At 54.7% G+C, this 21,901-nt stretch carries 7 protein-coding genes; 1 reads left to right on the top strand and 6 read right to left on the bottom strand.

Going from position 1 to position 21,901, the window contains the following annotated elements:
* Positions 1-92: 92 nt before the first annotated feature.
* The 5 genes from KIS77_00355 to KIS77_00335 all read right to left on the bottom strand — a co-directional run bounded on the left by KIS77_00355 (position 93) and on the right by KIS77_00335 (position 17,041).
* Entirely contained in the window at positions 93-6,182 is a 6,090-nt protein-coding gene (locus KIS77_00355) for a DUF4082 domain-containing protein (protein ID MCW5920770.1), read from the bottom strand.
* Positions 6,183-7,234: 1,052 nt separating this feature from the next.
* Positions 7,235-8,368: a T9SS type A sorting domain-containing protein gene (locus KIS77_00350; protein MCW5920769.1), complete on the bottom strand. Its 1,134-nt coding sequence runs from the start codon at positions 8,366-8,368 to the stop codon at positions 7,235-7,237.
* A 215-nt stretch (positions 8,369-8,583) separates the two neighbouring features.
* The gene (locus tag KIS77_00345; protein MCW5920768.1) at positions 8,584-9,309 is read right to left on the bottom strand and encodes a hypothetical protein; all 726 of its coding nucleotides are present in this window, start codon (positions 9,307-9,309) and stop codon (positions 8,584-8,586) included.
* Complete coding sequence (locus tag KIS77_00340; protein ID MCW5920767.1) at positions 9,297-10,580, bottom strand: aminotransferase class I/II-fold pyridoxal phosphate-dependent enzyme; 1,284 nt, start codon at positions 10,578-10,580, stop codon at positions 9,297-9,299. The genes KIS77_00345 and KIS77_00340 overlap by 13 nt, the downstream gene beginning before the upstream one ends.
* 338 nt (positions 10,581-10,918) lie before the next feature.
* Positions 10,919-17,041 (bottom strand): hypothetical protein, encoded by a 6,123-nt coding sequence (locus KIS77_00335; protein ID MCW5920766.1) that lies wholly within the window; start codon positions 17,039-17,041, stop codon positions 10,919-10,921.
* A 259-nt stretch (positions 17,042-17,300) separates the two neighbouring features.
* On the opposite strand from KIS77_00335, the gene KIS77_00330 reads away from it, so the two are divergent.
* Positions 17,301-17,720 carry a clan AA aspartic protease gene (locus KIS77_00330; GenBank protein MCW5920765.1) on the top strand — a complete coding sequence of 140 codons (420 nt, stop codon included), beginning with the start codon at positions 17,301-17,303 and terminating at the stop codon, positions 17,718-17,720.
* Positions 17,721-17,741: 21 nt separating this feature from the next.
* On the opposite strand, the gene KIS77_00325 is transcribed toward KIS77_00330, so the two are convergent.
* Complete coding sequence (locus tag KIS77_00325; protein ID MCW5920764.1) at positions 17,742-21,848, bottom strand: response regulator; 4,107 nt, start codon at positions 21,846-21,848, stop codon at positions 17,742-17,744.
* Positions 21,849-21,901: the final 53 nt, after the last annotated feature.

The following is a 21,901-nucleotide window of genomic DNA, read 5'->3' as shown; positions in this document are numbered from 1 at the left end:
ATAGTATTTCAATTTGTTTGTGATAGGTATGTTGAGGCTGATGAGGGCTTGTCCGTCCGCTTCGCTTGGCCGGGCAAGCCCTATCAATCTTTTCACAGCCCCGTCCCCGTGCCATTGATGGTGAACACAAAGGGATTACCGGGAAAATCGTCGTGCGTAATAATTACAATCGCCGAGCGCAGCCCTTGCGCGCTGGGGTCGAACTCTATGGTAAAGGTCGTGCTGCCTCCCCCCGCGATGGGTGTCGAGGGTTGCGCCGTCACGGTGAAATCCAAAGCATTGCGGTCGGCAATGGTCACCAATGGCACACCAGTCAGATTGAGCGATAGGGCGTTGGGCACATTTTCGATGGTGAAGGTGCGGCTGATAGTGCTGCCACTCACGTTGGCGCTACCAAAATCGGTATGGTCAGCGAGGCTGACGGTCAGGGCACGATTGGCAATTTCCACCCCGTTGCCTTTGACGCGAATGTGTTGAGGAATCCCCGTAACAGGCGAACAGGCGAACACAATCCCCTCTAAAACAGGCGTATGTGCCGCATTGGATGTGGACAAATCAGCGCGATACTGAATGTAACGCGAGGTGCCGCCGATGTTGGCACCGTTGGAAGGAATGGCCGAAAAAGCCGTCCAAGTGCCGTCGGGCGTGGGGGTGTCGCCTTGGCGTTGGAAAATTTGCAAAACTGTGCCAGTGGGCAATTTTTCCGTCCATGAGGCTTGTTCCCAGTTGCGTTGTTCCCCCGCGTCGTGGACTTGCGAAGTGAACGAACCCGCTGCCGGATAGGGAGAAATACGAATCCGGTTGACAGCCAAAGCCTGTCCACCCACAGGAAAATCACTGATTTGAGCCACCATGTTTGTGCCGACGGTGTAGGCAATCGTCGCAGCAGGCGTGTTTGCGCCATCCACATAAAATTCAAAATTGGTAGCCGTCCACACGATTTTGTAGCGGTGGGTGGAACCAAGCAAACCAGCGCCAAGCGAAACATCGGCAGCGCCATCCCGGCGGGCGTACACGCCATCGCCGCCAGAACCCGTGCCAATAGTGACCCACGGTGAATTAAAGTCAAAATCTGTTGAAAAGCCTACGTTTTGGAACGGCCCGGCCAGAAAAGTTGCCTCAAATTCGATGGAAGTACCCGGCCCGTAGGTCGCATTGGTGGCTAAATGCGCGCCATTGACGGTCACCGTGCCGCCGCCCACGACGACGGTGCCACCACCACCCCAAGCGCCATCCGTCCAACCAGCGGGCGTTGCCACACCGTCGAATTCCTCATTCACGGCGGGATTGAGTATGACCGCCCCGTCGCCGTCTGGCACCACCAAGGTGTTGGCATCTGGCGTGCCGAGGCTGAATTGCGCGAAAGTGCCGTCCACCGCGCAGGGGCCAAGCGGGGTGACGAAACTCAGCGGCGCGGCAGGCGGCTCCGGTTCGGTCGCGCTGTTGCCCACTCCGTCCTCTGAAGTGACGCGGTAATAGTAGAGCGTACCGGGGGTCAGTCCCGTGAGCAGAATGCTGTGCGAAAGGGTTGGCGCAGCATTGGAGCCGCTCATGTTCAGGTTGTTGGGATTGGTGCCGTATTGCACCAGCGAATTGGCCGATTCGTTGGTGTTCCAAGTCACAGTCGCTTCCGTGCCATTGGCATTGGGTGTAGCAGTCACGCTGGTAATCTCAGGAGGAGTGACATCCACGCCGTAAGTGGCAATGTACGCACCCGCATCCGCCGGGAAAAAGGCGTATTCGATGCCTTTGATGACCTCCGTCGTGTAGGAGACCGCACCGCCGTTGCGCGTGATGCCGAGCAAGGTGCCAACGGCTGAAACCACCGGCACCATGCCGCGCAGGTTGTTCGCATTGGCACCCACAGCGATGTCGAAACTCAATTCGTTGACATTCCATGTGATGGCGCCGAACGACGAGCCATTGCGCCCATCAAGCCAGTCGAGCATTTGTTTGGCCGACACCACAGGCACGTTGTTGGCTTGAGCATGGGATATGAGGCCAGCCGCCAAAGCGCGGGAAGATTCGCGGTCGGTGTGAAAATTGGCACAAAACACCCCATAATATCCTTCCGAGCCAACCGCCTTGTCTATCACCTGCTGATGGTGCGAGGGGAAATTTTGGCCCGATTCGTCGGTGAATTGCGTCGCCACTTGGTAGCAGTCAATCAAATTGCCATCCTCGTCCGCAAAACGCATCGGCAGACCGGAACCCGTGAACATACCTGCGCGGTCTTGCACCCAGCTGCCCGGCCAGTAGTAGTAGTTCACGTCGAGCCGGATGCCGTTGGCAACCTGCACGAGTGCCTTGCTGACAAAATCGCTCCACGCGATGCAGTGCGTGCGGTGGGTGGCGGGCGGGTTGATGTTGGGGAAATTATTCGCGAAGGCCGTCAAGTCGTTGGCAAAAAAGTTGGGCAACGTGGCGGGTGTCCAGTTGGCGCAGCCAGTACTGACGTGCACACTGACTTCAAAACCCTGACTTTGGTAAGTGTCGGCACCCGGTAAGGGCGTGTTGGGATAAATGTAGGAAGAGCCGCGCACGGCCGTCCAGTTTGCCACATCAGCAGGTGTGTTACCGCTGCTCGCCGCGAGGAAGTCGTTGAAAAACGAACTGGTGAGACCCACCCCGTGGTCGTCGCCGGTCATCACCACGGCAGCTTTGAAACCACTTGGCAAAAACCAAAAGCGCGGCAGGGGTTTGCGGTGCAAATTGCCTTGAATGATGATGTTCGACAGCAAGCGCAACTGCTCGTCGGCTTGCGGAATGGCAACCTTGTCGAGATTCACCCAATCAGGTTGCGGGTCGCCAGCGGCATTTCCGAAGAAAAGGTCATTGGAACGAATCACACCGTCGGTCGTCTCGCGGTTTTGTCCTGCCCAAGCGGGATTGCCTTGGCGGGTCAGCACCACAGAGCGGGCAAGGTCGTAGGTGAACGCAACCGCCTTGCCTCCGTTGGCGCCTACTTCGCGCAGCGTCGCCGCGGGGAATGAAGTGGCCGTGTTGGCATTTGAATAAAGCGTGGCCAAACTCGTCGCGCCGTTGAGGTTGTATTGGTCGGCGGTACCGTGAAATTGAATCGTTTGCCCCACGATGCCCACACCGGGGCCGGAGGCAGTATTCACCAATAAATAACCTTCCGAAAGGGTGCCGCCGGCGGACGTGATGCCAAGCAGCGTGGACAATTGTGCATCGGGACGGAAGGCGATAAATGTGCCGCCCGCGTCCACCCAGTTGCTGAACAACGTGACTTGCGTGCCCGACAATGCCATTTCACCCAAAATCACGACATCATAACCGTTCAACATCGTCGCGTCCACTTCGGAGATGTCCGCCGCAAAAAATTCGTTGAAACCCTCTGTGCGCAAAAACTCGACCGGATAGCGGCTGAATGGGTTGGCCGCCGAACTGACCACCAAAATCGGCCCGCCCGGCCCTTCGGAGGGCGGCGGTGGCGGTGGGGCGGAGGTGGTGAATGTCCAAGTATAATCGGCTGCCAAAGCATTGCCCGCCAAATCCTTGATGCGCGGGTCAGTGCCGCCACCGACTATTCTCGCCGTGTAGGTCGTGCTGTATTCTAATGCGGAAATGGGGTCAATGATAGCGGTCCGTGTGCCGACGTTGTAGGAAATGGTGGCTGGCACGCTCATGTTCGAGGGGTCGAGCAGTTCGACCGTGTTTGAGTTCACCGTAGCCGGGTCAATAGCCTCGTTAAAGGTCGCGCTCACGTTGGCGTTGATGTTCACCCCGGAGGCTCCTGCACCGGGCACGGTGGAACTGACGGTCGGCGGTGTCTCGTCCGGGCCGACATTGGTTTCAAACACCACGTCCACCCAATAGTTGCTGGCATTGAAAGTCTGAGTGGGGAATGCGGGCGTGTTGGTATAAAGGTACACGCCGTTGGGTCCGTCCTCACCGTCGGCAAGGCCGCGCAAGGGGCCATTCACGACGGCACTTGTGAAGTAGGGGTCTGTGACGGCATAATTGCCGTTGTCATTGAATACAGAGATGACATAAGTGGTATTGGCGACGATGGCTTGCGGGTTTGCAAAAGCCTGTTCTTGCCAACCAGAAGCGGTTTCGTTTTCAAAATCAACGGTAGCCAACAGGGAGCCGTTGTTAGTCCAGAGTTGGCCGACATGATTGCCAGTATTGCCTGCGCCTTTGTAAAAACGCACCCCCGTGATGAAGCCATCCTCAGCAGCGCGGAATCTCATGCCATTTACGATGCCGCCATTGTTGTCGTTTTCTAACGGAATAGCAGGCGTATTGCTCGGCAAAAACAAGGAGCAAGGACAAGGCAAGGCACCGCTGATCTCCACCGTGATGGCATTGGCAGCGGGCGGCGTATCGGGTGTTTCCATGTTGCCAGTGTCGTCGAATGCGCGGCTTTTGATGACGTAGGTCGCCTCCACCGTCGGCACCCAAGCGTATGTCCAGTTGGTGGTGCCGGTGGCGACCTGCCAAGTGGTGCCGCCGTCCACCGAGACTTCCACACCTGCCACTACCCCACCCCCTGCGTCGGAGGCTGTGCCGGAAATCGTGACATTGGAGTTGTTGGGGAAAATCTCCCCGTCCAATGGTGTCGTGATGACAGCACTGGGCGGGTCAACATCGGTAGAAGCAGTGGCAGCCACCAAGCCCGCCATCAACGTGGCGGGCTGAACGCCCATATCCGCAAACAGATTGATAGTAGCCTGCTGCATATCGGGGCTGGTGGGTTCGTTGCCCCGGTCGTGCACCTCGTCGAGTCCCCAAGACCATTGCACGGTGCCGGCACCAAACACATACGCGCCGCTGGAATGGCGATAGAGCGACAATTTGTGGGTATGTCCATTTTGCAGTGTGCTCGACATGAGGATGCGTCCGCGCGGGTTGCTCGATTCGTAGGCCGCCTGTTCCCAGTTCCATTCATAACCGAGGGTGCCATCGGGCATCGTCCAAGTTTGCCCGTTGCCGAGCGTGGAGACGTTGGGCGTGTTGCGCCAAAAACGCAAATCCTTGAAAGCATCTGGCACCCTAATGGGGCCTGTGGTGCCATCCCAACTTATTTGGCCAGTGAGGGCATTTTCGGGATTGCAGCCATCCGCAGGAGGCGAGAACGCACAGCCGTCGCGCCACAGTCCGGTCCAGATATTTACTTCCGGGTCACATTTGTTTCCGCAGACATTTTCTCCCAATGTTCCTTCTTTATAGCAAACAAGGGTGCGCACGGGGTCGTTGTTGCCGTCAATGCTGTTCTCCCAGCGCGTTTTCCAATACACTTCATTACCGCTAAAAAAAGCCAAGTGTACCCCGGCGTTGCGGGCGTTTTCAAATTTCGTGCGCTCGGCTGCCGACCAATACTCGTCGTGGCCGACTGACAAAATGACCTTGTGGTCAGTGTCAATGGGGTCGGGGTCGCGCTCCATGTCAAGGTCGGTGGTGTAACTGACGTGGTAGCCATTGCGTTCCAGAAAACGAATCATCGGATACTCCGCGTTGAACAACCAATCTTCCGACGAGCTGCTGCCGCCGCCGCCGCCGCGCGTCAAAAAAGGGCGGTTGTAGCTAATTTTTGCTGCATGACCATTGGGGAATCCCGGCACGCTGCCAGTATAGAAGCTGTTGCCTCCATAGCCATTGTAGGCCTGCCAAGTGGCATCCATCGTTTTGAACAACAAATCGGCGTTGCCCTCGTCATCGCGCACGATGAAGGCAATGTGGCTCGCGCCGTTGTTGTCGAGCCGGGTCAGTTTGGCAATGTAGATGCCCGACACTGCGCCAGAGGGTACAGCCCAATTGGCCGATTCGGCCCAAGTGCCGCAATCCACCAGGCCAGTGACGGGGTCGGTGGCGGGTGCGGGCTGGGCCACGCCGGTGAAGGTGCCGAGGTCGGCCACGAGGCGGGCGCCGTCGCCGCCGTAGTAACCGAGGCGGTAGATTTTAATGGTGTAGTCGGTGGCAGCGCCCGTCACATCTATTTTGAAGCGAACGGTTTCGCCCTTATTGACGCTCAAGCCGTCGGCGAATCCCTGAATGGAGAGGTCGCCTGCATTGGGGCTGGGAAGTTCCCATTCGGAGGGGGGATTGCCAGACAGTGCGTTTTCGGTGACGATGGGGTTTTGCGCTATCAAAGGGACGTAGAAGCATACCACGAACAGCAACAAAAAGACAGCAAGCGGACGTACAAGTTTATTCATAAAAATTGGTTGAGTGTTCGTTTGATTGACTTACAGATACACGCATATAGCATAACCCGTTCCCGCATCGAATTTTGCGGAAATCAGCAGTAGGGATGTTTTTCGGCCAAGATTATGAAAAAGGGATGATAGCGGAAATTATACCTTGATTCGCTAAGATTTGTCAGATAAGCATGATTGAACTCCCTGATTTTGAACAGATTGCGTTTTTATCTACGCTCAAAACCTGACAGCGCGAAATATAAGAAAGAAGCGATTTTATCTGCCACAAGGAGCATGGTTACCTTCCAACAGGTAAATTATCGCTGCAAAAGTAAGACCAAGTTCAATTGATGGGGAAAAATTTGGGGAAAAATGAAAAAAGTTAATATTAGTGCCAATGGTTCGTGAAGAATTTGTAAAAACTTAGGCAGGACAGCGGACATTCAATTTTTGACAGGATTTACAAGATTTACAGGATTTTTCGCAGCGAAGCCGCCTCATTGAACCTGTAAATCCTGTAAATCCTGTCAAAAACCTATAAGCCTGTCAACCGAGTCCTCTGCGCTTGAAGGCTGACTAAGTTTTTACAAGAATTTTTAACTGCTCACTATGATTTCGGCATTTTTGGTAGGGTTGGGCAACAACCCAACCCTACCAAAAATAAATTCTGAAGATTTTAAAAAATGCAACTTGCTGATTTCAAAGTCTTTTGACTGATTAGATTCTTCACGAACCATTGAGTGCCGCACCCGGTCAATAGCCCTTGAATTGCGGAGTCGCCAATAGACGGAGAGGCTACCGGGCGCTATCCTTTTTCAACCCTATGGGCAGCCGGGAAAAAGCGGCGGACTTCCTGAATATGTCGTTCAGTACTTACTGGCAGTATCTATAGGCAGGGACGCAGCGGGTTTCCGCCTCGCTTGGTCTTCCCCCGCCGCGCCGAGGTGTTTTCGCCCGGTGTACTCGCGTGAGGTACCAAGTGTAAAAAACTCACAGCGCCAATTTCTTCACCAACTCCCTCCCGCCGATGTCAGCGTCTGCGCCAACATCAACGGCTAAGCGAGGAAACTTCAGTTCTTAACCACCCTGGCCCGGCCAACGGGTACCCCATCGCGCAGTAGAATCAGTTCATAGATGCCAGGCGTCAGGTTAGCGACTGGAATAGAAATATCATTTATGGCTGTGCTAGCCTCCACTGTTTGCTCAAGTATCAGACATCCTTGCGCGTTTATTAGCCGTAATTGAAAAGTTGCCCCTGCGTCGTCGTTTGTGAAACGCACATACAGCGTATTTTGAACCGGATTGGGATAGGCCAAAAGCGATTCATTCAAGGATGGTGCAAAAGTGGCGACGGGGGGAGGCAAGGCTTTGTACTGAACGCCCGTCACCGTGTTTTGTGCAGTATTGAGTGTGCATATAGCAATAGCTTCCTTGGACACGTTGTTCAGAAAATGAAAGGTCGTTATGGTATCCGTCCCCAAGGGGAGTAATTGTTGGCCGCCGATAGTGGATATATCTATCCATCCCAAAGGTGCCACCTTCACATCCACAGCGGTTGACTTGTATTCGGTCTGCTTTTTCCGCAGCACATCAAAAGTGCCGCCGGGGATTGCCAGTGTGCCATACGCATCGATGACACCGATCCGCTGATACGTAAACCGGATACGGAAAGAATCTGCCGTCGGTACCAGGTTCAGCAAAATGGGCGGCGCGAGCGGCGCATCGAAAGCAGTTAAAACATTCGAAGTACTTTGGTGGATGTCAAAGAAGTTGACTGGCGCCCAGGATTGTTCCAGTGCCGGCACCTTTTTAAACAATAAAGTCAAGCCCAAACCCAGCTCGTCTAAGCCATAATAACCCAGGTCATTGACCTGATTACTGGTAACCTGCAAATAAACTTCCGAACTGGAGTTTGCCGGATTATACAGGATAGATGCCGCAGGGAAGGAGCCGGAAGCCGTGCCCAATTGCGGGCTTTTCATGACCTGATTCCACAATTGGGTTGGCTGCAGGTTGGTAAGTTCCCACTGTTGGCCGCCGCCGGGCGGCGTGAAAATCTGATTGATAGCTCCGGGCTGGTTGCCAAAAGCATGGTGAAGCGTGTCGCCCACTGAAGGAAAAACCGAATTGGTGATGGCAATCTGGGCCGTTACCAGATTGGCAAGACCTAACAGCAGGAGGGAGCAAAGTACCAGTTGTTTCATGGTTGCATTTTGACAAGGAACTTACGCAATATTGCGCCACAGCGTCGGCAATCAGCGGGGAGACTGAACCGCCAACAAAGATATTGCGGGATTGAACTAATGCGAAAAATATTCGCGTGAAGCTGGAATCACTTCTTCTGCTGATGTTGGTGTCCGCGCCGACACTCCCTCATGCGGTATATGCACGGTGTCACATCATTTTTGCGGGCACCACCTTAACCTCTTTGAGACATCTCCTGTCTTAAACTATCGCCAATCGTGGACTCAACCGCAATCAAATCATGATAGCTTTCCACACCTGCCTGCATCCACATTTCCCGGTACGGGATGATTTCCATAGCCGACAAATCGAGCCGCTCAAAAAACCGATGCGGGTGCAAGCATACGTCACCCGTGCCTGCTTCATGCTCGCGCAGGCTGCCGCGCATATCCATAATGCCGATGTACGAACCACTTTCATCGCCCTGAAACGATTGGTACAACTGGTAGGCCGCGCTGGAAGCGCCTTGTTGTTCCGTACTCAATTCGACAATTGGTTGTCCCCGATGGCAGCGTGCTATGCCCCTTATCGTGCGATTGTCGGGCGAAACGGAGAACTCTACCGAGATGTCCTCCATGAAATGCGGCAGATGCCACAGGTCAATGGCATGGTCGCGGGCCTTGCAGCTGCTGGAAGCCACCACGAGCGGATAGACTGCCGCGTGCGGATGCTGTTCCATGATGCCGAGGCGCGGCGCGACATACAGCGACATGACCAATTCCTGATAAGGGCCGACGGGGCTTTCCGAAAAATCGAACATCGTGACACCGAGCAGACTGACACCGTGATTGGCTTCTACAGGTTCGATGCCAACGGGCAGGTACTTGCGAGCGACTTCGGTCGGTATTCCAAAGATGGAATTGATGCCATTGGAAATGTGATATTCAACTACTTGTCGCATGGGATACCTGCTTCTTGTAAAATGTTAGCGATAGTTTGTGCGGCGTATTCGAGTTGAGCAAGGGTGTGCGAGGCAGAGACGGATAGCCGAAGACGGGCTTTGCCCTTGGAGACGGCCGGGTAATTCACCGGCTGCAAAAAGATACCTTCTTCGCGCAGCCTTTTGGCAATGCCGAACACTTTGGCATCTTCATACACCATGATGGGAATCACCTGCGAAGTGGATTGGCCAGTGTCCACACCCACTTCTTTCAGCCTTTTTTGCAAATACTCCACATTGTGCCAGAGTTGGAGCCGAATTTCGGGATTGGCTTCGATGTGATTCAAGGCCGCCAAAACACCAGCCGAAACAGAGGGTGGCAAGGTGCAGGAGAAAAAGCGCGAGCGAGCGTAGGCTTCGAGATAGAGGACAAACTCGCGGTCGCCGCAGGCGTAGCCACCCAAGCCGCCAAGGGCTTTGGAAAAAGTGCCCATGTGGAAGTCCACGGCATCCTCAAGGCCGAAATGTTCGACCACGCCCCGGCCATTTTCGCCGACCACAAAAGCCGAATGTGCCTCGTCAATCATGATGCGAGCACCGTGTTTTTTCGATACCTCCACGATTTCCGGCAGGTTGCAAAAATCGCCGTCCATAGAGTACACGCCTTCCACGATTACCAATTTTCGACCCGTTGTGCCAGCAAGTTTGCGCTCAAGGTCAGCGGCATTGTTGTGTCTGAAAAATACGGTTTTGGCTTTTGACAAAATCGCGCCGTCCACGATGGAAGCATGGGAATACTGGTCGAGAAAAATCGTATCCCCCGAACGCATAATGCCGGAAATGATGCCCAAATTGGCAGCGTAGCCAGAGTTGAAAGTCGTGCAGGCTTCTTTCTTTTTAAAAGCAGCCAACGAGGCTTCCAGTTCGCGGTGGATGTCGTACATACCGCTCAGGTTGGGACCGCCCGAAGCACCGAGACCGTATTTATTGATGGCAGCGACGGCGGCGGCAGTCACCACAGGCGCGTTGGACATTCCGAGGTAGTTGTAGGAGGAAAAATTGAGCAGGCCTTCGAGGTGTTTGCCCTGATTGCTCCTGATGGAAATGTGTGTACCGGGTGCCGAGGTGAACGGCTCACGGTAAATATGATAGCCACCGGGAAAAGCCTCGTCCCACCATTGGTTGAAAGAACGGATGGCCTCGCACACGTCGTCGCCGGAGCCGAAATAGAAATTGCTGAAATCGTAGTTGGTGAAGGGGTGAAATTTGCGGATTGCAGTTTCAGTTGCCATGACGGTAAATTTTTTGTAAAAACTCAGGGAAGGCTGATTTCATCTCCATTGAAACAGTATGCGACCTAAAAGCAAGTCTCTCAACCATCCACCTCCCGCCTTCTACCCTCTACCTAAGCTTTTACGATTTTTTAACGTGAGTTCGGAGATTGATGCTTTGAAAATCAATTTCGGAGGCAAGACTTTCCAAGTTTGGAAACTTGGAAAGTCTTGGCCGAATTCTTGGCATCTCGCCTTAAGAACGGCGCTGGCATAAAAGCATCAAATTCAGGCTGCAGATTCTGGTGTCAGATTTTCTGTTTTTGAGCGAGCACAGCGGCGCTATTCGAGCGAAAAAGTCACTTGCGGGTCGCCACCATCCTTTTTGTCAAAATCCCGAACGGTGTCGCCAATTCGTACCACAACACCCCGCTCGCGCCTCGCAATTCAAGTGTTTCCTCATGCCGACCCGCCGCGTAGTTTTTCTTTTGGGAAAACAACATCCGCCCCGACGCATCGAACACCCGCAACTCTGCCTCGCAATTTTCCGACAACACAAAACCGATGCTCGTTCGAGTCTCGAACGGGTTGGGGCGATTTTGCAACAATTCGATTTGAGGTTGAGCAATCGGAGCATTGGCGCTCGTGGTACCGGAGAAATTCAGTTTGACATTGTTGTCCACCAAAGCGCTCGTGTAAGCATGGCCTTCCAGCACCTCGTCGGCCAGTTGAAGCGCCTTGCTGAGTGTGCCGCCTGTTTCCAGCACATTGAAAGTCAATGTGAAAATTGCCGCGCCTTCCTCCACCAGCAAGCCTTCCGCTTGCGACCACACGACACGGAGTTCCCCTTCGGAAATGTTGTAAGCGCCGAAGTTTTCCTCCGAAATGGGCAAGCCTACGAGCGGCCTTATTTCTGCCAAAGCCAATTTTTCCACATCGAATTTCAACGCAAACTGCAAGGCCGCGAGGTCGGAGAACTGATTGGCGCTGAACGTGACCGCCACCTGCTCGCCAAATTGCAGCACCCGGTCAGGCGCGTTGAGGACAAATCCAGACGCTTCGGAATGGTCGAAATTCGCCGGGTTTGTGAAAGGCGTAACCACATCACCTGTTTTGATGCCGAAGAAATCTTGGTCGGGCATATCGTTGTTCACGCCTGTGAGGGTGATTTTTTCGGGAAAACCCCACGGCGGGTTGTTCATCGTGTGCGAAGTTGGCACGAAACGCCACGAGGTTTTGAAATTGGCCAAAGCCGTGGGATTGCCTGCCAGTGCTTGGTGGATGGTCACTGCGTCCTGCATCGTCACGGCATTGTCCTTGTTCACGTCGGCAGCCACGATTTTGTAGAGGCTGGTGATGGGGTTCGCCCCTGCGATGTGCTGCTGGATGCGAGTGGCGTCGGCGGTGGTCACGCCGTTGAGTTTGTTGATGTTTTTGGTGGGCGTGACGGTGAAGTTCGAGCCGGAAGTGACGGTGAACGAGTAGGTCCCAGCCGTTGGCGTTGTCACGGAGCCAGTTTGGTCGCCCGTGAGCGCGACGGTGGCGCTGCCCACGCCACTTGCACCGTCGTGTTCCCAAAGGAGGGTCCCGCTGATGGTGATTTCCTCATTGCACTCGTCAACCGTGACCGGAACCGGGGCACTTTCACAGCCGTTGGCATCCTGAATCACTACCTGATAGGTGTCGGCTGCCAAGCCGGTAAAGGTTGCTCCAGTTTGAAAGTTCGCGCCGTTGTCTATGGAGTACAGGTACGGCCCCGTGCCGCCAGTCTCGCCGCTGACGGCGATTTGGCCGTCGTTCGAGCCGGAACATCCGTTGGAGGGCGTAGCCGTGAAAGTGGGTTGACTGACAGTGACCGTGTGGCTGGCAGTGCAGTCGCCATTACCGGTGGACACCGTGTAAGTCCCTCCGGCACTCACGGAAATGCTCGGTGTGGTTTCGCCGGTGGACCAGAGGTACGAGGGGCCTGTTGTGCGGGTATAGGTGAAACTGCCGCCGCCGCCGCCTTGCCAATAGTTGAAGGTTACCTGAAGATAGATGTTTTCGGCCACCAAATGCATCACCAGCTGCAGGCCGGGAATACTGGAGCCTGAACAATTGGGAACGGGCATCGTGTTCGTGTAGGTTAGCGAGGCCCAGTCGTCAATATGGCCGAGGGCCCACATTACATTATTGACAACAGGACCGCAAACGCCGGAGGCGCTGGGGCCGTTCTGGGTGACGGCATTGTAGATGAATCCGCTGTTCCCCCGTGTAATGTGCGTGGAGGGAACAATCGCATCTGCCTGCCCGGGGCTTGTTTTTTCAAAAATATAACTGCCGCTATTCCAGATAACTGGCCCGTTGATGTTTGCCTGCAAGGTGGCAGAGCCACCCTGGCAAATAGTGGAGGCGCCTGTAATGGTTATGCTTTCTTCAATGGTAAAAGAGCCGGAAACATCGTCGCAGCCGGCGGAGTTGCCCACCGTCACGGAATAGACACCGGCGGAAAGGCCGGAAATCGAAGCCGTGTTGGCGCCTGTATTCCAGATGTAGCTGGCGCCGGAGAACTGCGGAGCGGAAACCATGCCATTGGACGCCCCGGGGCATACAGTCGGCGTACCCGTCAACGTGATGCTTCCCGCATGGAAGGAAATAGAACCGTAAGATTCTCCACTGCCCTCTGTCACCCGGAACTCTACTTCACTATCGGCGCCCAGAAAACCCTGCCAGGCATTTGGATGGTTGTCGCAGCAGCCGATGTGCTCCCACACCATTTCGCCGTCAATCCAAAGCTGTGCGGCATCGTCGTGGCCGTCAATACTGATGCGATAAAAATCGCAGGGAAAACCTTTTCGTTTGGCACTGAAGGAGTGGTTATCTATTCCGACGGGGCAGCCTTGATAACCGGGCGCCATGGCGGGTGACTGATTGTTGTTCCATTGTTGCTGGGTGTTCAGGTTCAGACTGTTTGCTGTGTAAAAACCGGAGTAAGCTGTGTTCCATGAACCAGCGGTCGGTTCCGCGCCACCGGCATTCCAGGCATACACGTTCCAAGCGTTGTCGCCAAATACGGCGGGGTCGCCCGCAGGGCCTTGCGCCTGACCCGACAACACAGTGGAACAACCACTGCCCGTGCTAAGGGTGACTGCGTAGGAGCCGCCGGAAGTGATTTCAATAGAAGGCGTGGTTTCGCCGGTTGACCACAGGTAATTGCCTGCCGGGTTGTTCGATATGGCCAGCGTGGCGCTGGGGTTCCCGCACAGGTCGTTTAATCCCGTCAGGGTCGGTGTTATTTGTTGGATAAAAATAGCGCCATAGGATGTGCCAGTGCCGTGCGTGACCCGGAATTCTATTTCCGATTGCTCGTCGAGCAGCCCATACCATACATTGGGATGGTTGTCGCAACAGCCGCTGTGTTCCCACACCTTCGCACCGTCGAGCCACAGTTCCGCGTGGTCTTTGTGCCCATCTATGCTGATAGTGTAATTGCCGCAGGTGAAGCCCTTGCGTTTGGCGCTCCAGGAATGATTGTCATTGCCGACTGGGCAGCCGACGTAATTCGATGCGCTGGAGGGCGATACCGTGTTGTTCCATTGATTTTGGGTATTCAGGTTGACGCTGCTCACGGTATAATATCCGGCATAATTGGCATTCCAGGTGTTGGCACCGGGTGTCGCGCCGCCAACATTCCATGCGTACACCCGCCACTCGCCGACTCCGAACACGGTGGGGTCGCCTTCCGGGCTGGCAGCCGTGCCAGAAGCATTTACCGAACATCCGCCGCCGTTGCCTATCGTTACACTGTAGTTGCCGCTCGTAGTGATTTCAATGCTGGGCGTGGTTTCGCCTGTGGACCACTCATAGTCGCCTTGCAAACCGCCCGAGACCGACAGCGTGGCCGATGGGTTGCCGCTGCACAGGCCGTCCAAACCCACAATGGCTGGCGTGACCAATTGAAACGAAATTGCGCCATGCGAGCCGCCGCCGCCTTCCGTCACCCGGAATTCCACTTCACTGTCGGCATCCAGAAAACCTTCCCACTCGTCGGGGTGGTTGTCGCAACAGCCGATGTGTTCCCACACCATCGTGCCGTCGAGCCAAAGTTGGGCGGCATCGTCGTGGCTGTCAATGCTGATGCGATAGTAGCCACAGGTGAAGGCTTTGCGTTTGGCGCTGAACGAATGGTTGTCGTTGCCGACGGCGCAGCCTTGATAGCCGGGAGCCGCCGAGGGCGACAGGTCAGCGTTCCATTGGTTTTGGGTGTTGAAATTCAGCCCTGTTGCGACGTAATAGCCAGAATAGTTGGTGTTCCATGAACCCGGGCCCGGCTCCGCTCCGCCGGCATTCCAGGCATACACCCGCCATTCGCCGTTGCCAAATTCGGAGGGGTCGCCGGGCGGCGGGTCAAGGGTAACTTGAATCGAATTGCTGGTCGCAAGTATCGGGTAGGCGCAGGATATGGAACTAACCATGACGCAGCTGACCACATCGCCACTTTGCAAACTCATGGTGGAAAAGGTGGGGCTGTTGGCTCCTACGTTGTTTCCGTTTATTTTCCATTGATACACGGGCGATGCGCCGCCGTCCACCGGGGTAGCGGTGTAAACGGCGGGAGCGGAACAACTTACCTGTGTCGGCCCGCTGATGCTGACCGAAGGTGTTGCTTCGGGTACAAAAGCAGATTGATACTCCCATGCGCCCATATCGGTCATTGCTAACGGCAAACCAACGGCGTTGAAAGGGCGCGGGTTGCCGTCGAAATCTTCGTTCGGCGCGCCGGTGTTGGCGCCGGCATCTATGGCCGGAGAACATTCCTGTAATTGCAAATTACCTGCCGTGCCCAAGCCGACGGGCGGCTGCTCGACGAAGAGCGGGTCGAGATTCAGGTTGCCCGTTCCGGGATAGACTCCGCTGTTTTGCTGGATGATGGAGTGTGACGCATTTAAAAAAACACCCGAATTGGCGCCAATGCCCGAGCTGTTTCCCCATAGAATGCAGTTCGTCAAGACGACTTGTGTGGAAAAGGTATACATCGCGCCGCCGGTTGAGGCTGAGTTGCCGGACATACTGCAATTCGTCAGAGTGGCGGATGAAGAGCTCTGTACCGAGACGGCACCGCCGATAAAAGAGGTATTGCCGATAAAATTACAGTTGGTCAGGTTGGGAGAAGCGCCGTTGGCAAAAGATACCCCGCCGCCGCTGTTCTCCGCCGAGTTGCCGGCAAAAAGACATTGGTTCAGCACATCGTTGGTGTTGTAATTGAAGTATATGCCCCCGCCGCCAAATGCCGTATTGGAAGTAAAAACACAACGATTGAAAGTACTTGAACTTTCGTTGGAGCTTTCCACCCCGCCGCCAAAGCCCGAACATGTGTTGCCCGTGAAAGTGCAATCGTTCAGGGTGGGTGAAGAGGATGAACTTGACATACCGCCACCGCTGCCGAAAGCGGAGGTAGTATTCGAAGTGAAGTTGCAATTGTTCAGCTCAGGCGATGCAAAATAATTGTACATCCCGCCACCGCCGTTGGTTCCTATATTTTGAGAAAAAACGCAGTTGGTCAGCACGGGAGAGGCGTTGTTATTTAGCATCCCCCCACCGCCGCCGTTGCCCGTGGTGTTTTGAGAAAAGGTGCAATCGTTGAGCGTCGGGCTGGAGCTGAAGTTCATCATTCCACCGCCGCCATAGGCAGAAGAGTTGCCGGTAAAGGTGCAACTGTTAAACACAGGAGCAGCGCCGCCCGAATTAAGCACACCGCCAGCGCCATCTCCAAACGCCACATCTCCCGAAGAGTTAAAGGAAAAGGCGCAGCTGGTAAATATACCCGCAGAAGAACCGTTATTGGCAGCGCCACCCCCGGCAACACCGGCCGTGTTGTTGGAAAATGTACAATTGGAGACAGCAGGATGCGAATCCTGGTTATACATTCCGCCTCCGCGGAAGCCTGCCCCGTTGCCGCTGAACACACAATGGCTAATGCCAGGAGAGGAAGCCTGGTTATACATCCCGCCACCGTTTCGATGAAGGTTGACATCCCCGGTTGCATTCCCGCCGCTGATAGTGAAGCCGTCGAGCAAGGCAGTGTTGTTCACGTTCTGGTTGAAAACGACGTGGTAGGAGTTGTCGCTGTTGTCGTTCGCCGCGCCGATGTCGCCGCTGAGGGTCGTCACATAAGTTTCCCAGTCGCGGTCATCCATGTCCGGGTCGCCCGTGTCGGGAAAGCCACCATACACCGCCACGCCACTCTTCAAGGAAAATGAAATGGCGCGGTCAGTCCCGGCAGTGGGTTTATACACCCCGGCTGCCACCCAGACTTCATCGCCGGAGGCAGAGGCATCAATCATGGCTTGCAGGTCGCCGGATGCATTGGCCCAAGAGGAGCCGTCGCCGGAGCCTGCGGGTTTTACATAGCGAATGGTCTGAGCGTTTGCGCTAACAGCCAAAAGCAGGAAGGCCGCCAAAATGGCTATGAGGGGGAAGCGGGTGAGAGAATTGTTACTCATGTCCGACAAGGTTTAATTATGCGTCAAGTTTTTAGAAGGTTGCGAGCATCGGTCGGAAACCCCATCGCTCTGCTCGCGCACCTTTTGTTCGGCACAAACATGGCCTCTGGCACAGGCAGACATACCCGACCAATTGGTAGGAAAAAACCGACTTGACAAAAAAACAAGGTGGAAAAACCCGACACAGGTGGGAAAAAGGCGACTCGAATCGGAACGTGCGCCTTAAAACCTTATCTTTCGGGCAAAATTCTTAGATGTTATGGGACTCGTTTATGCAGAAATCGAACTTATCAATGGCGGCGATGTAGAAATGGTCCGCCGAAAACTAATGGACCCCGATGACGTGAAGCGAATGACCGTCAAGGCATTGGTAGACACGGGTTCTTATATGCTTTGCATCAATGAGGTCATTCAGGAACAGTTGCAATTCCCGATTGTAGAAAAACGCAAAGCAGAAACTGCCGATGGTCGGATTTTGGAATTTGACGTAGCCGACAACGTTCAAGTTCGTTTTAAAAACCGCTCCACCACCTGCCGGGCAATGATTTTGTACGGCGACAGCGAGCCTTTGCTTGGCGCCATTCCGCTGGAAGATATGGATGTCCTGATTCACCCGCAGCGACAGGAATTAATTGTCAACCCGGAACATCCTTATTTTGCCCAAATGAAACTGAAATAAAACGGCAAAAGGTACGCTCCCTCAGCGCATCATCTCCGAAGGATACTTCCCGAACCGCTCGCGGAACTGCTGGGCAAAATACTTTTCATCGCGGAAACTCACCGCCCAAGCCGCTTCCTTCACCGAACGCACCTGCCCGAGTTCGAGGAGGAGGCGTGCTTCCTGCAAACGCACTTCCTTGATGTAGGCATTGGGCGATAGCCCGGTGAGCAGTTTCAGGCGGCGCTGAAAATGGCGCTCGCTCAGGTGCAGTTGGTCGGCGAGCCATGTCACGGACAGTTGGTCGTTCTGCGCTTCAGCGGCCACGAGCGTTTCCAAAGAGGTCAGCCAAGCGGCATCGTGTTCCGACAGGCGAATGTCGGAATCGGCCGGTTGCTCAGCCTCCTCTGCTTCTTCGGTTTCCCATCCCCGGCGGCGCTCGCCATATCTTTCGAGCAAGGCAGCCACGCGCACCAAGAGTTCTTCTTCCTCGAAAGGCTTGAGCAGGTAGTCGTCCACGCCGATGCGCAGGGCGCGGATTTTGTCCTGCATATCGGCTCGCGCGGTAAGCATGATGACCGGGATGTGGCGAAAACGCTCGTCGCTTTTGAGTTTTTCCAGCAACTGAAAACCGTCCATAACGGGCATCATGATGTCGGAAATCACGAGGTTCACGATTTCAGATTTGCGATTTTCGATTTCCTGCGATAAGTAATGGAGGGCAGTCTGACCGTTTTCGGCAGCCGTAACGCGGTATTTATCCGACAGCAGGGTTTGCAGATAGATGCGCAAATCGAGATTGTCTTCCACCAGCAGGATGGACGGTTTTTCAGGAGCATCATTTTCTGTTATGGCGGGTATAGCGAAGGCTTCGCCTGCGGGTGCGGGCGCTTCTTCTGCGGGTCGTTCCGCCGCGCCCATGACCTCGATTTTGGGAAATTCAAAAGTAAAGGCCGAACCTTTTTCGCCTGCCGCCGGGCTTTGAACACTGACGCTGCCGCCGAACAAAACGGAGAGTTCTCTGACCAAAGCCAAGCCGATGCCCGTGCCTCCCTCGGTGGGCGCGTCGGCTTGCCGGCTTTGAAAAAAGCGGTCGAAAACACGCGGCAAGTCGTCAGGGTGAATGCCCTTGCCCGTATCAGTCACCGTCAGGCGGATGCTGTGCGCGAGGTCTTCCACTTTGAATTCCACGCGCTCGCCCGCGCTGGTGAATTTCATGGCATTGGACAACAGGTTGTTGAGCACCAGTTCCAATTTGGCGGCATCGGTCTCGATTTGCAGGCTTTTTTCGGCGCGATACAAAAAAACGAAGGCGATGGATTTGTTTTGGGCGAGGCTCTCAAATTGGGCGGCGATGCGTTTCAGCAAAGGATAAAGCAGCACGGGTTTGGGATGGAGTTCGAGTTTTTTCGATTCCAATTTTTGCAAATCGAGAATTTCGCCCACGAGTTTGAGCAGTTGCTCGCCATTTTGCTGCGCGAGTTTGGCGTAGGTGAAATTGCGGTTGCTCAGTTCGCCGCTTTTGAGCATCGAAGAAATGGGGCCCAGCATCAGGGTCAGGGGGGTGCGCAGTTCGTGGCTCACGTTGGCGAAAAAATTGGATTTCACCTTGTCCAACTGCCGCAGTTCTTCCGCCTGTTTTTCGATGGTGCGTTTGTCCTGCTCAATGCGTTCGGTGGCTTTTTCCACCATGCTTTCCAATTTTTTTTGCTCCAAAATATGCTGCTGGCTGCGCCAACGGATGTAACCCCGAATGCCCAACCCAAAGAGCAGCGCCATCATTGCCAGAAACCAAGCCTGCAAATACCAAGGGCGCAACGCTCGCAAAGTGAAACTCAATTCTTTTTTCGACCATTGGCCGTCGGCTGCTTTGGCTTTGATGCGCATCGTGTAGGCGCCGTATGGCAGCCCGCCGAAATTGATTTGCCGCTCTTCTTGGTAGTGCCAGTCCTCGTTCAAGCCTTCGATTTTCCATGCGTATTGAATCAGGCCCGGCTCGTTGAAAGTCAAGAGGGCGACTTCGAGATTGAAAAAACGGTCGTCGGGGCGGAGCAGGATTTCACGGGTGCGCAGGATTTCACGGGTGCGGTCAACGAGGCGGTTTTCATTTTTGTCAAATTGCTGAAATGCGGTCAGCACGAGCGGAGCATCGGCCTGCGATTTGTTTACGTCGTCAAAATCGGCGGGATTGAAAGCGTTGATGCCGTTCAGGCCGCCGAAATAGAGCGTGCCGTCTGGCGCCTGAAAATGCGCTGCCCGGTTGAATTCGGCATTGGTGATGCCGTCGGACACGAAGTAGGTCTTCACCGCCTCCGTTTTTTTGTCCATGCAAATGATGCCGTTGTCGCTGGGGAGCCAAAGCCTGCCCCGCGCATCCTCGTAAACCGCATAAATGAAGTCGTTGGAAAAACTGTTGGTGCGGTCGAACACCTTGCCCGATTGTGCGTCCCACGCGGGCGAGCGGGCGCCGTCGTCGTCCATTTTGGAAGCAGCGCGCACCAAGCCGTTTGCCGTGGCAAACCAAAACACGCCATCGGCATCCCGGTGAAAATGCAGAAAGTTCTCGGCAGGCAAAAAATACGCGCCCGTGCCGCCCCTCCAATACCGCGCGACGACACCTTTTTGCGGCTCCACTTTGTAAAAACCGTTGTTGGCACAAACCCACAATGCACCGCTTGGCTCCCGCTTGATGTAGAGGATGAAGGCGGTCGCCAGCGCGTCGAAGCCATTGTAGCGGGTGAACGGCTCCGTCGCCTTCGCGCCGGGCGCGAGTGTGTGCAGCCCGGCAGACGAGGAGCCGAGCCACATTTTCCCTGTGTCGTCTTCGCAAAAAACCCAAGTGTCGAAGTCGGTCGGTATCCTTTCTCCTTTTGTGCCATCGGGCAGCAGACGGTGGAGCGATTTTTCCTTGCCGGAGAAAATTTCCCCTTTGCTGGAAAATACAAGCGCATGGTTGCCAAAGCCTGCGCCAGCGGCTTCTATGCGGCGGCTTTTCCCGCTCCGAAAATCATGTTCATACAGGCCGAAACTCTCCAAGTTCGCATACAGCTTTTCGGGGGTGGCGACGATGCCGCGTATGCTGTTGCCCAAAGCGGGCAGCGCATCTTTTTTGAAAAGATAGTGCTGAAAGCGGTTCTTTTTGATTTGCAGGATGTAAAACCCGAAATCGTCGCCCAGCCAATATCTGCCCGCATCGTCTCTCATGAAAGCTCGCCACAAGAAATTGTTTTTGTCGTGGTGCGAAAACGTCCACTGCGCCAATGTGCCGCGTTGAGGAGCAACGAGGCGGTCGTGAATCACGAACGTGCCTTTATCGTCGAAGGGGAAAATAAGCGCAGGAAAAGGCTCTTGGGTGTGCTCCAGACCGGGTGGGGTATAGGGCAAGCGTTCGGCTTTGAGATTGTAGTAACGAAAATCTTCCACCGGGTTGCGAGGTCGCGGTATGGTCAAAACGCCGCTTTCGGATATCGCCCAGTCGCCGTAGAGCCAATTTTTTTCGATGCGGCGCAGTTCTTTACCTTCTTGGCTCAGCTCGACGATGAGGTCGTCATCCGTCGTCACCCAGATCGTTTTGTCGGGAGAAAAACAAACCGGTCGGATGCCCTGTAGCCCCTTTATCGGGAAAGCCCGAACGCCGCTTGCGGGGTGGTAGCGATACAATGTGTTAGTATTCTTGGCCGACAGCCACAGCGCCCCGTCGTCGCCGCGCAACATATTGTGCCAAAATTTGCTGGCGGCAAATTGGGGGTCGCTCTTCCCAAACTTCTCTTCCAACGACAACACTTCGCCGCGTTCCGGGTGAAACAGACAAATGCGCTCCTCCTCCCGGCCTAAGAGCCACAGCCAACCGTCGGCATCCACCCGACCTCCCCAAATTTCGTTGAAAAACAGCCCGTCTTTTTCTTTGGTGTACGTCTTGAAAGCATACCCGTCGAAGCGGTTCAGTCCGTTGAGTGTGCCGAGCCAGACAAATCCCCTGTTATCCTGAAAAATGGTGTTGACCTGTCGGTGCGACAATCCCTGCTCTACGCTGTAATACTCCACTTTGGCAATGTAGTCCTGTGCAGCAAGTGACAAGGCGGACACAAGTCCCCAAAACAGCAACGCCTTGCGTTTGCTTCGGTCAGCCAAACGAAGTATCGTCGTCAAAGTGAGGTGTGTTCTTGTTCGCACAAAAGGAAGGATGATAACAGGACAAATGC

The sequence above is a fragment of the Saprospiraceae bacterium genome (assembly GCA_026129545.1).
In the GTDB taxonomy this organism is placed as follows: domain Bacteria; phylum Bacteroidota; class Bacteroidia; order Chitinophagales; family Saprospiraceae; genus M3007.
Note: the sequence above shows the minus strand (reverse complement) of the source record. Positions and strands in the feature narration are given on the sequence as shown.

Bases quoted from the DNA above. Each gene is read 5' to 3' on its own strand.
- KIS77_00355 (MCW5920770.1), bottom strand. From the start codon at position 6,182: ATGAATAAACTTGTACGTCCGCTTGCTGTCTTTTTGTTGCTGTTCGTG.
- KIS77_00335 (MCW5920766.1), bottom strand. From the start codon at position 17,041: ATGAGTAACAATTCTCTCACCCGCTTCCCCCTCATAGCCATTTTGGCG.
- KIS77_00330 (MCW5920765.1), top strand. From the start codon at position 17,301: ATGGGACTCGTTTATGCAGAAATCGAACTTATCAATGGCGGCGATGTA.
- KIS77_00340 (MCW5920767.1), bottom strand. From the start codon at position 10,580: ATGGCAACTGAAACTGCAATCCGCAAATTTCACCCCTTCACCAACTAC.
- KIS77_00345 (MCW5920768.1), bottom strand. From the start codon at position 9,309: ATGCGACAAGTAGTTGAATATCACATTTCCAATGGCATCAATTCCATC.
- KIS77_00350 (MCW5920769.1), bottom strand. From the start codon at position 8,368: ATGAAACAACTGGTACTTTGCTCCCTCCTGCTGTTAGGTCTTGCCAAT.